Genomic DNA, 10,036 nt, shown 5'->3' with positions numbered 1-10,036 from the left:
GGCCCTGGTGAACTACGTGCTGGCGCATTCCAGCTCCGGGACGATTGGAATGTCAGCGACCGTACCCGCGACAGACGTGTAGTAGTACGTCCATTCTTTCGGCGACCGAAAGTCTGCGTCGGGCCGATAAGTTCCGGGCGAAGGTTGGCATCGCGCGACCATTAGACGGTGGACAAGACCGCCGACTGTACCGACGGCCATTCGAATCAGGATGCAAAATCCGAATGGCCGGTTTGCCGCAATCAACGGTCAACCGTTACACGAGCGTGATCGGCCGCTTGTGGCCGGCTTGTGCCTGTCTACGATCGGCGGCACACGACTTGATTGATGCCGATGCTTGACGCTGCCGCCGGCACTGTCGACCATGCGCACGAGCGGCAGCTTGTATTCCCACGCGCAGCGATCGGCATAGATCCACTTCTCCGAAACTGAGCGCTCTGACGAACCCGCGCGGATCGTGAAATCGTCGGCCGCCACCACCGTTCGCCGCGCGTCGATCTTCCCGATACCGACGACGGCATTGCTGGGCGTGAAGTGCTCCCGCTTGCGATCCGCATCGTACTTGACGGTACCGGCCAGCATGCCGATCTCGGCGAAGCTGCCGGGGTCGAGCAGGTGATCGATGCGCTCGCGCGCCGTGAGCTTGCCCTGCGCGTGATGGCGCGCGACCTGCTCGTCGCCGCCCAGCTCTCGCGCAATCGCGCGGCGCTGCGCCAGCTCATGGAGGTCGTCGACCCATTCGCTTGCAACGGGCAGAGGTGTCTGTGGCGAATTCATAGAGAAATCGCTCCGTCGGGATGGCGCGCCAGGTAGGCGTCACGCAAATCATTCCTGGTCACCTTGCCGGCGTGGTTACGCGGCAGTGCATTGACAGGCGTTGCGACCGTCCAGACGCTGGACCATCGCGCCGACCAGGACGCGTCGGATCGTGAAGATATCGCCGACCTACATGATCGAGAGATGCGTGCCGTGGGCGCTGCGGTTGGGCACGATGTCCACGATTATTGTTGACAATAAGAATGTGAACAATACCTAATAGACTCACGCGCTGACGAGCGCGTCCACACTCCCAGGTCGAGAGTTCGACCTTCTTCAAAGCGAACCCGCAGATGGACCAGCGAAGCTAGCCAGCGTACGGGCGGCTTTAGCCGATGACGCGACGAGCTTAGTCGGTACGTGTCGGTCGGCTAACTTCGCGCACCGGGCGAGATCGGTGGCCGTTATGATAGTCATGTGACCCCCGGCAAATGAATACGTATTTCACGTATTTTCGTCAAGGCCAGTACCAATCGCATCGGCGACACCTGCAATGAAATCAGGGTCGGACTGACAGACCCACTGCATGAGACCTAAAAAAAATTGTCAAGATGTTATGTCACCCGGGCACGCGGCTTGCGTGAGCTTTTTGAGAACGTTAAAACCACGCCTCATTAACTGACATGTGGTCCATGGTGTTATCACTCCGCTATTTGGGAGTTTTGGGAATCTGTGCTTTGTTCGCGGCTTGCGGACAGATTGCGTCCGAACATGCTGCGTGCAGAGTTGATTCCTGTCGCATGCAACACGAGATGTTGCAATCCGGCGAGGCGTCATGGTATTCGGCAACGTTCCAGGGGCATCTGACCGCAAACGGAGAACGCTATGATGGCGGCGCATTAACGGCTGCCCATCGAACATTGCCGCTCGGTAGCTATGTGCGCGTCAGTTCGTTGGCAACAGGAAAGTCGGTTGTCGTGCGTATCAACGATCGCGGACCATACATCAAACACCGAATTATCGATCTCTCTTATGCCGCGGCGAAGACCTTGGGTTTGACAGACGCACGGTCGATGCAAGTACGGATTGAACGTGTAGAGAGCACGGCGAACACACAGACGGAGTCGGACGGCGGCGGAATCTTGACGACGGGAAACGGCAGTCGGTAGAAAACACGCGGGGCGTCAACGGCGTTGTGGTTCCGGGTCGTTAAAAAAGCACCCCAGCGACTTCGCCACCAACAGTAATGGCGTCGGACATTGGAAGCGAACGCAAGACCGTTCAGTGCGTGTGCCCAGCCATGCTGCAAACGGGCACATCGCAGGTCTGCCAGATCGCGGGTGCTCTATCGTAATGGTCCGCTCTCTGTGTAGAACGGACGTCTGAGTGTCCAACTGGGTCGATTGGCAAATGGCTGGAGATGGCCCGCTACCTGCCGGACCTGTGTGCGTCGTTTGGTTTCGACGGAATCTACCCAATCGACGCGAACGTGCCGCATGGTATGTCACCGTACGATCGCGCGGCATGGATTTATCGTTCAATTATCGAGGCGATTCGCGCATGCGTCATTCTGATGGCCAACGTCGACGACTTTCGCGGACCAAAGGAAGCGGATTCCGGAACGGCCTTTGAGATCGGATTCGGCGCGGCACTCAATAAAGACGTTTGGGCGTACACCACCAACGAAGGGACGGTCCTGGACGGCTTTGTCCGGATGGGTATGAGTTCCCGTGCTACGGACGCAACTATGCATTTTTGGCGCAAACTGGCCTGCCGAAGGTGTTCCACAGGTTGATGACGTTGGCGATGACCATGCCTTCGTTTTCCTGCGACGCGATCTTCCGCGTCAGCAGGGTGGCGCCGATCCATCGCTTGATGCGCGAGATCTGCGCTTCGATCAGCGAGCGCACCCCGTAGCCGTATTTTTTGTGGAACGCATAGATGCCTTTTCCCGCGATGTATCTGACGATTTGGTCATGCCAGCCGGTAGATCTGCGGGCAGCACAGCGTCCATTGCTTCGGTATCCGATACTTCTGTGGTCGTGATGCGGATCGCGTGAACGTTCATGTCCGTGTCAATCGGCAGATGCATCTTGCGCCATGGTGTGCGCGTGGCTGTGTGGCCATACTTCTGTTCGTACCACTCACTGGCGCGTCCAGAGCTCAGGCCCGTGCTGTCGGCGATGAGGTTGATCGCTTCGCCACGCGCGAGCCGTCTGGCCAGTTGCACGCAGCGCTGCGTGACGCTTGTCCCCAGCGCGGCAAAGCGATCGCTCAACTGACTGGAACTGGGTACCGCAATGTCCAGTCCGCAGGTCGTCCAGTAATCCTGCATGTAGCCGGTAATCTGCCGCATGCCCCAGCCGAACAACCGGTAGAGCGTATAGATCAGCTCGATGTACGCCGTGGTGTAGGTCGGCTCACGCCCCGACACGCCCGGTGTACGGACTGTTGCGTTAATAAACTGCGCCTTCAGGTCGCCATCGGGAACATGCAGGCTGATCATGCCGCGCTTTCTCAGGCTCTGGTTGTCTCTCTTTGTATGGCATTATCTGCACTGGCTTTTTGATGTTGCGCTTCTACACAACTCGCAGCCTCTTCGCAAGCCCCCCATCCGGACAAAGCCCATCGACGTCGCAACGCGTCTGGACGCTGCGACGCGACAGCACACAATCACTTATGCCCATGCGAAGGATCGTCGCAATGCAGGCATTGCCGCCCATCGTCGACCCATGACGATCCGAGGATCAGGCTGCAGAAATTCACCCGTTTATAGCCGGGCTCCTTCAACGCCAGCACATCCGCCTTGACGTTCCCGAAGGTCGTCTCCGGTTTGTGCCGCGTCCCTTGCGCGAAGGCATCGATGATGCCTTCCTTGAAGTTCGATTCGCGCGGATGCGCGGCCACGACCTGCTTGCGCTGCTCATCAGAAAACTCTTCGTAAGCGAGACCGAGCACGTCCATCTCCACGCCTGCTGTAACCAGCGCGACAACAGGTTTCTTGTGCTGCGGAATACCGGGCGTCGTATGAAGTGCAATCGAGTCCCACACCTGATCGACTTCGTTTTCCGGAATGCCGTATTGATTCAGAAAATCACGCGCGGCGTTCGCACCATCCACCTCGAAGCGTTCGGTCTTGCTGCTGTACCTGGGCACGAGCCCCATGTCATGGAACATCGCGCCGATGTACAGCAGTTCGGCGTCGTACTTCAGATTTTTGCGTTCGCCGGTCAACGCGCCGAACAGAAAGACGCGCGTCGAGTGATTGAAAAGCAGGTCGGGTTCCGTGTCGCGAACCAGTTGCGTCGCGTCGCGGGCCATCTTGCTGTCGGGGATCTTGATTCCGGCAATTGCGTTGCTCATCGTGATTCTCCGTTGATTGACAGGTCCGGTCGTTCTCGACCCGGCCCACCGATGTGAGTTGCTAGAATGCGGCGGAAAGGCGCGGGTAACCGTGGAATCAAGTCTCGCTGCCAACGCATTTCCGATCAACGCGATCCATCCGTCGAACCCTGCCAGTCACACGTGATCTTCTGCCAGCCCGACCGCCAGGTCCGCCTGGCCGGATTCAAAGCCCAAGGAGCTTCCGCCGATGCGAACCGTCGCCATCGCGATTTTTCAGGATGTGCAGGCACTCGACGTGGCAGGACCCGCTGATGTGTTCGCCGAAGCCAATACGTTCTTGCCGCGCGACGCGCTCTACCATCTCGAACTGGTCAGCACCGGCGAAGAGAACGTTCGGGCGTCGAATGGCACGCGTCTCTTTGCCGATCGCGTGTGGAACGGATCGGCCGATCGTTATCACACGGCGCTTGTCGCTGGGGGCCCGTTACTCCCGACACAGCCCGCCGACGCAAGACTTTCCGCGTGGCTCGTCGAAGTCGCGGCTCAATGCGAACGCTACGGCTCGATTTGCACCGGCGCGTTCGCGCTGGGTCATGCGGGTCTGCTTGATCACCGGAACGTTACGACGCACTGGCAGAACGCCCGGCAACTCGCGCAGCAGTTCCCGCGCTCGCATGTCGACTTCGACCGGATCTATATCCGTGATGAGCGTCTGCTGACATCAGCCGGCGTGACCGCCGGCATCGACCTCGCGCTCGCGCTCATCGCCGAGGATCACGGCGCAGCGCTTGCGCTTCAGGTCGCGAAGCGGCTCGTCGTCTACGCGCAGCGGCGCGGCGGCCAATCACAGTTCAGCCCTTATTTGAGCGCGCCCGTGGACGGCTCACCCGTCGCCACCGTGCAGAACTACGTGATGGAAAACATCGCGAAACCACTGACGGTCGAAGAGCTCGCCCGGGTCGCGGGCATGAGCACGCGAAGCTTCGCGCGCGCGTTCGCGGAATCGGCTGCGATCACGCCTCACGAGTTCGTCGAGCGCGCGCGGGTGGATGCCGCGCGTCGAGCGCTGGAGAGCAGCGACGCACCGCTCAAAACGATCGCGTATGAATGCGGCTTTGGCAGCGCCGACCGGATGCGTCTCGTGTTCGCACGGCGGCTCGGCGTTTCGCCCGCGGACTATCGGGCGAGTTTTCTGGCGCGCTGAGCGTAGCGCCGATTTCGCGGAGGGTATGCGCAGCTATACCTTCACCTTCGCAGCCACCTGGGCAATCCGGTCGCGGACCACGCCAATCGCCTGTTTGAGGACGTACACGTCCTGGAAATAGCGATACGGAATCCGTATCTGGCTGGCATGCGCGTCGATGTTCTCGATTTCATCGTGCCATTGCGCAATCTGATCCCGAGTCGGTTGCGTGTTTCTCCAGATTTCATCTTCCAGCGATTTGATTTCGCGGTACCAGACCACGAGCCGTTTTTTCATCCGCGCCTCCGCCATGCGCGGCAACGCCTGTAGCAGGCCTAGCAGCAAGGCCGCGAAGGGGACCAGGATCAGCAGGCGCCTTTCGACAAAGCTGGCCAGCCAGAATGGAAGATAGCGCTGCAGGAAGGGACGACCGGATTTGAAGTAACGCGTGCTTTCGTCGGAAATGGGAAATTCTTCGGTATTCAGGTTGGGAAACGTGCCGAGCGGCGTGAAGTAATCTTCGCCGCCGTGGACCGTTCTGGCCGCATCCAGCAGCAGATAAGCGAGAGCAGGATGCAGGGTATCTTTGGACACGAGCAGCGCGGTAGCGGCGACCAGGGTGACATCGGCATGCGGAAGATCGTTGACGATGCTCGTCGAGCCGCGCGGGAAAATAACTTTCGAGAGCGACGGGAATTTTTGCACCAGGGCGTCGGCCTGGGCAAAACTCATCAGTTTCAAATTGCTGTTCAGCAGCGTTTTCTGCATCGATGCATCGGGCCTGCCGATAAAGAATGCAGCATCCAGCTGGCCACTTTCCAGGCCCCCATACGCCTTGCCTGCATCCATTTCAAGCAGCGCGGTATTGTCGCGGGTGATGCTGCTATAGGCGAGCAGCACTGACGCGACGTTGAGCAGGCCGCTGCCGGGCACGCCTATGGAAATTCTTTTTCCGCGCAGCTGGGCCAGCCGGTCAATGATGGCGTCGCCACGATAGAACACCCATATCGGTTCGTACGAGACCGCAGCGATCGTCTGCAGGTCGTCTGTTTCTTTCGGACTGGTGGTGCCTGACTGGATAAAGCCGACTTCATATTCGCTGTCAGCATCCTTCAGGCGCTGATAGTTTTCGACCGATCCGGAAGAACTGCGGATATCGAGCGTGATGCCTTCGCGTTTCAGGACGGGGGCATAGCGATCCGCGAAACCGCGATAGATACCCTTGTCCGCTCCCGTTGTGATGACGATCGTACGCTGGATGGCGGGCTTGAGTAGTACCGCCAGCCCCCAGCCTGATGCGGCCAGCAGCAATATCACGCAGATGATGAGAAGCCGCCTGCGCCCCGGTGTCATCGGGGGTTTCCGGCTGCGATAAAGCGCTGGGTTGTGCCTCGCCATTGTTCGGTCTCTCCCGTCAGGGGCGCTCCAGCGCGGGGTGGACTGGGGCCACGCGTTTGTGTGGAAGCGCCGGTGACGCCGCGGATTTCGTCACCTGAACCGTCTGGCTAGCCGGCCCGCTGATAGTGCCGAATACCAGGCCTGATGATGCAGCCGCGTGCGCACCTTGTCTATAAGCGGATTTGGGCTCGCCATTGTCGATCGATTCTTTCGCATTCCAGACCCTGCGATAAACGATTGCCTTATTGCGCACCTGCTAAAGTTGGATAAGCCTCGTGTCGAGCGTTGGCAGGCCCGGGTTCAATGAAGTCGAATGCGAAGGCGTTCCCCGGCCAGCATGGTCAATCAGTACGGATGGGATCGAATGGATCGGTCAGAGCGAAAGGTGTCCGTTGTCACGGGCGCATCAGGGGGGATCGGGCGCTGGATCGCGCTCGGACTTGCGCGCGCTGGTCACCACGTGGTTCTGGTGTGCCGGGACACAGCACGAGGAGAAGCCACCGCCGCGTGGATTGCCCAGCATGCGCCTGCTTCCAGCACCGAACTGAGGCTCGTCGACCTGAGTTCGCTGTACGCAACACGAGACCTCGGCCAGGAGATCGTCGCGACCCATCCGCGGCTTTCGCTTCTCGTCAACAATGCGGGCATTTTCACGGCCCGGCGGCAGTTGACGGCGGAGGGTCTCGAAATGGTATTGGCGGTGAACCATCTCGCTCCGTTCGTCCTCACTGACGCTCTTGAGGGTGCGTTGCGGGCAGGCAGCCCGTCGCGGATCGTGAACGTGGGCTCATCGACGTCCGACCACGCCCGGATCGATTTCGAAGATCTGGAACTTCGCCAGCACTGGGGCATGGTGCGAGCCTACGGACAATCGAAGCTCGCGATGATGATTTCGACGTTTGCGCGAGCGGAGCGTCTGCGCGGTACCGGCGTTGTCGCCAACGTTGTACATCCGGGCACCGTTGCGACCGGTCTCATTCGGGAAAAAGGGGCGATTGGCGTCGCGTGGCGACTCATGGCCCCGTTCCTGCGGACCGAAGAGCAAGGCGCAGACACGCCGCTACACGTGGCATTGTCGCGGGCCTGGGCGACGACTACAGGCGCCTATGTTAAAGACCGCGCCGCCGTCCGCCCGAACGCGCGTGCGCTCGATCCTGTGCTTGTGGCGAAGGTCGACGCAGCCACGCTTGCGTTGGTGGCACAGACCGCCCCTGCGCGGCTGGGGGACTAATGCAGTTGTAGTGGACACGTCCGCCAGCGCTCAGGTCACGACGTCCTCTGAACGGAAGCATCTTCCACGGGGAGGGTCGGCGCAGCCGCCGATGCAGGCGGCATTTCCCGGCTCTTTTCCCCTTTCGAGCGGATGAACACGCGCAGGATACGAACGTGGATGCTGCTGCGTCGGGCCCGTGCGTCATAGGCGCCCCGCACTGGAGAGGCATGGTCCGAGGCGGCGAACAAGGTGGGGTTGTGCCGCTCCAGCGACGCCGCCTGACTGGTGAGCTGGCCTTCGTAGCCCAGCTTGCAGATCGCCCGGTTCACGAGGCCCGGAACGAACCGGACGCTACTTGAGAACAGTATTGTGGTGAAGGTCACCGGCATCTCGGCGCGGCCAGAGATCACCGCGAGACGGATTGCCTCAGCCATGATTTCGGGCTGGTAGACCGGTGACATCGGCCGCCCCACTTGTCCCATATGCGATATGGCATGGTCAAAGAACGGCGTGTTCACTGCTGGAGGGAAGATCGTGGTCAGCCGCACACGACTACGGTCCTGGGACAACTCTGCACGAATCGACTGGCCGAAGCCGCGCACGGCGTGCTTCGCTCCGGAATAGGAGGACAGCAGTGGCATGCCGTGGAACGCGACCGCCGAGCACACGTTGACAATTGAGCCGTGATCGCGCGGCACCATGCGTCGCAACGCGACACGCGTGCCGTTCACCGTACCGAGGTAGGTCACATCGGTGACACGCCGGAACTCGTCTGCGGGCGTATCCAGAAAGCGTCCGTAGGTGCCGTTGCCCGCGCAGTTCACCCACGCGTCGATCGGGCCGAGCGCCTGCTCAATGTGTGCGGCTGCGGCTTCCAGTGCATCCAGGTCGGTGACATCGGCCTGCGCCATCGCGGCCATGCCGCCGTGGCGTTCGACATCGTCGAATGCTGCCTGTAATCCAGCGTGACCGCGTGCGATCAGACCTACCCGCCAGCCATGTTGCGCGAACAGGCCGGCGGCGGAGCGTCCGATCCCAGATGAGGCGCCGGTGATGACAATCACGGCTGGCCTGCCCGCCTCAGCCAGACTTGCGTCGTGGGTCGATCGCTTCGGGAATGTGTGGGCGCCCGGCATTTGAGTCCCTGGATTGGAGTGCTCCGAAAGAATATTCGACGGCGTGTGTTCGCGGTATTGGACCTTGGGCTAATTGGGCCGTGTTGGGTTCGACATCGACCAGGAGGCAAGGAAACGGTCCCTCCGTGCCCTGTGAAATACCCGCACGGCAAGGCGCCACTTCTGCGCGGTCCGCGGTTGTGGCACATTGTTGGAGACGCCCGACTCGTCGACGGGTAGGCCGGATTTTGACAATCCGAAAGTCTCTGTGACTGCGCCCCCTTTCGATGAGTTCGACCTCGACAGCGTGCCTGTTGTTGGCATCAAAGGGCAAAATCTCTGGTAGCTGCATGCCGCGCGCTCCGTTCGTTTCACTCGTGATTGCCAATGAGGAAAATCATGGACACACCGACACACCCTGTCGTCAATATCGCTGACGTGGAACTGTTGCCGCGGCCACCCGGGTTCGCGCCGACCGGCGCCGCCGCTGAACGGTATGACGCGAAGGTGGGCTTCATCGGACCACGCATCGGCGCGAAGCAACTTGGCTACAACATCACCGCGATCTCGCCGGGCAAGCGGGCCTTCCCTTTTCACAACCATCTTGCCAACGAAGAGATGTTCTTCGTACTCGCGGGTACGGGCGAGATTCGCATCGGGGACCGCACGTTTCCCATCACGCCGGGCGATGTGATCGCCTGCCCTGCTGGTGGAAAGGACACAGCGCACCAAATCATCAATACCGGCCCTGACGAACTGCGCTATCTCGCTGTGAGCACGCGCGTGTCACCTGAGATTGCCGAGTATCCGGATGCGGGCAGCTTTGGTGTGCTGGCCGAACGACCGTCTGGATCGGACGGCCAGCCCGGCATGCTGATGTTCATCGGGCGTGAAGGGGAAGGCCTTGGGTATTGGGAGAATACGTGAGGAGGCTTCGGCTGCTGGAAAGTGATGGAGCGACCAACCGCGGAAAGCAAACACACCCCGCTTTGCGAGCCTTCTGGCTGCGTTCGAATACACTTGCAT

General features: G+C 60.4%; 11 protein-coding genes. 5 read left to right on the top strand and 6 right to left on the bottom strand.

From position 1 onward, the window contains the following. Positions 1–249: 249 nt before the first annotated feature. Positions 250–777: a carboxyl transferase domain-containing protein gene (locus tag P3T21_RS31460; protein ID WP_429259850.1), complete on the bottom strand. Its 528-nt coding sequence runs from the start codon at positions 775–777 to the stop codon at positions 250–252. Between the two features lie 779 nt (positions 778–1,556). Here P3T21_RS31460 and P3T21_RS31455 point away from each other — a divergent pair. Both P3T21_RS31455 and P3T21_RS31450 read left to right on the top strand, forming a co-directional pair. Then, positions 1,557–1,925 (top strand): septal ring lytic transglycosylase RlpA family protein, encoded by a 369-nt coding sequence (locus P3T21_RS31455; protein ID WP_429259849.1) that lies wholly within the window; start codon positions 1,557–1,559, stop codon positions 1,923–1,925. Between the two features lie 251 nt (positions 1,926–2,176). Next, positions 2,177–2,551, top strand: coding sequence for a nucleoside 2-deoxyribosyltransferase (locus tag P3T21_RS31450; protein WP_429259848.1), 375 nt, complete (start codon positions 2,177–2,179; stop codon positions 2,549–2,551). Here the strand turns inward: P3T21_RS31450 and P3T21_RS31445 are convergent. The 3 genes from P3T21_RS31445 to P3T21_RS31435 form a co-directional block, all read right to left on the bottom strand. Beyond that, the gene (locus P3T21_RS31445) at positions 2,502–2,666 is read right to left on the bottom strand and encodes a transposase (RefSeq protein ID WP_429259847.1); all 165 of its coding nucleotides are present in this window, start codon (positions 2,664–2,666) and stop codon (positions 2,502–2,504) included. The genes P3T21_RS31450 and P3T21_RS31445 overlap by 50 nt on opposite strands. Beyond that, positions 2,654–3,262, bottom strand: a complete 609-nt coding sequence (locus P3T21_RS31440) for a transposase (RefSeq protein ID WP_429259846.1) — start codon at positions 3,260–3,262, stop codon at positions 2,654–2,656. The genes P3T21_RS31445 and P3T21_RS31440 overlap by 13 nt, the downstream gene beginning before the upstream one ends. A 167-nt stretch (positions 3,263–3,429) precedes the next feature. Beyond that, entirely contained in the window at positions 3,430–4,119 is a 690-nt protein-coding gene (locus P3T21_RS31435; protein WP_429259845.1) for an HD domain-containing protein, read from the bottom strand. 229 nt (positions 4,120–4,348) lie between these two features. On the opposite strand from P3T21_RS31435, the gene P3T21_RS31430 reads away from it, so the two are divergent. Further along, complete coding sequence (locus P3T21_RS31430) at positions 4,349–5,305, top strand: GlxA family transcriptional regulator (protein WP_429259844.1); 957 nt, start codon at positions 4,349–4,351, stop codon at positions 5,303–5,305. 33 nt (positions 5,306–5,338) lie between these two features. On the opposite strand, the gene P3T21_RS31425 is transcribed toward P3T21_RS31430, so the two are convergent. Continuing rightward, entirely contained in the window at positions 5,339–6,637 is a 1,299-nt protein-coding gene (locus P3T21_RS31425; protein ID WP_429259843.1) for a TAXI family TRAP transporter solute-binding subunit, read from the bottom strand. A gap of 409 nt (positions 6,638–7,046) precedes the next feature. On the opposite strand from P3T21_RS31425, the gene P3T21_RS31420 reads away from it, so the two are divergent. Then, positions 7,047–7,913 carry an SDR family oxidoreductase gene (locus tag P3T21_RS31420; RefSeq protein WP_429259842.1) on the top strand — a complete coding sequence of 289 codons (867 nt, stop codon included), beginning with the start codon at positions 7,047–7,049 and terminating at the stop codon, positions 7,911–7,913. Positions 7,914–7,948: 35 nt separating this feature from the next. Here P3T21_RS31420 and P3T21_RS31415 read toward each other — a convergent pair whose 3' ends face one another. Next, positions 7,949–8,959 carry an SDR family oxidoreductase gene (locus P3T21_RS31415; RefSeq protein WP_429259841.1) on the bottom strand — a complete coding sequence of 337 codons (1,011 nt, stop codon included), beginning with the start codon at positions 8,957–8,959 and terminating at the stop codon, positions 7,949–7,951. A gap of 450 nt (positions 8,960–9,409) precedes the next feature. Between P3T21_RS31415 and P3T21_RS31410 the strand changes: the two genes are divergently transcribed. Then, complete coding sequence (locus P3T21_RS31410) at positions 9,410–9,937, top strand: cupin domain-containing protein (protein ID WP_429259840.1); 528 nt, start codon at positions 9,410–9,412, stop codon at positions 9,935–9,937. Positions 9,938–10,036 lie beyond the last annotated feature (99 nt).

It is taken from the genome of Paraburkholderia sp. GAS334 (assembly GCF_050436625.1).
Lineage (GTDB): Bacteria > Pseudomonadota > Gammaproteobacteria > Burkholderiales > Burkholderiaceae > Paraburkholderia.
Note: the sequence above shows the minus strand (reverse complement) of the source record. Positions and strands in the feature narration are given on the sequence as shown.

What these genes read in the sequence shown, in the direction of transcription:
- P3T21_RS31410 (WP_429259840.1), top strand. Translation starts at nt 9,410, where the DNA reads ATGGACACACCGACACACCCTGTCGTCAATATCGCTGACGTGGAACTG.
- P3T21_RS31420 (WP_429259842.1), top strand. Translation starts at nt 7,047, where the DNA reads ATGGATCGGTCAGAGCGAAAGGTGTCCGTTGTCACGGGCGCATCAGGG.
- P3T21_RS31435 (WP_429259845.1), bottom strand. Translation starts at nt 4,119, where the DNA reads ATGAGCAACGCAATTGCCGGAATCAAGATCCCCGACAGCAAGATGGCC.
- P3T21_RS31425 (WP_429259843.1), bottom strand. Translation starts at nt 6,637, where the DNA reads ATGACACCGGGGCGCAGGCGGCTTCTCATCATCTGCGTGATATTGCTG.
- P3T21_RS31460 (WP_429259850.1), bottom strand. Translation starts at nt 777, where the DNA reads ATGAATTCGCCACAGACACCTCTGCCCGTTGCAAGCGAATGGGTCGAC.
- P3T21_RS31450 (WP_429259848.1), top strand. Translation starts at nt 2,177, where the DNA reads ATGGCCCGCTACCTGCCGGACCTGTGTGCGTCGTTTGGTTTCGACGGA.
- P3T21_RS31455 (WP_429259849.1), top strand. Translation starts at nt 1,557, where the DNA reads ATGCAACACGAGATGTTGCAATCCGGCGAGGCGTCATGGTATTCGGCA.
- P3T21_RS31440 (WP_429259846.1), bottom strand. Translation starts at nt 3,262, where the DNA reads ATGATCAGCCTGCATGTTCCCGATGGCGACCTGAAGGCGCAGTTTATT.
- P3T21_RS31430 (WP_429259844.1), top strand. Translation starts at nt 4,349, where the DNA reads ATGCGAACCGTCGCCATCGCGATTTTTCAGGATGTGCAGGCACTCGAC.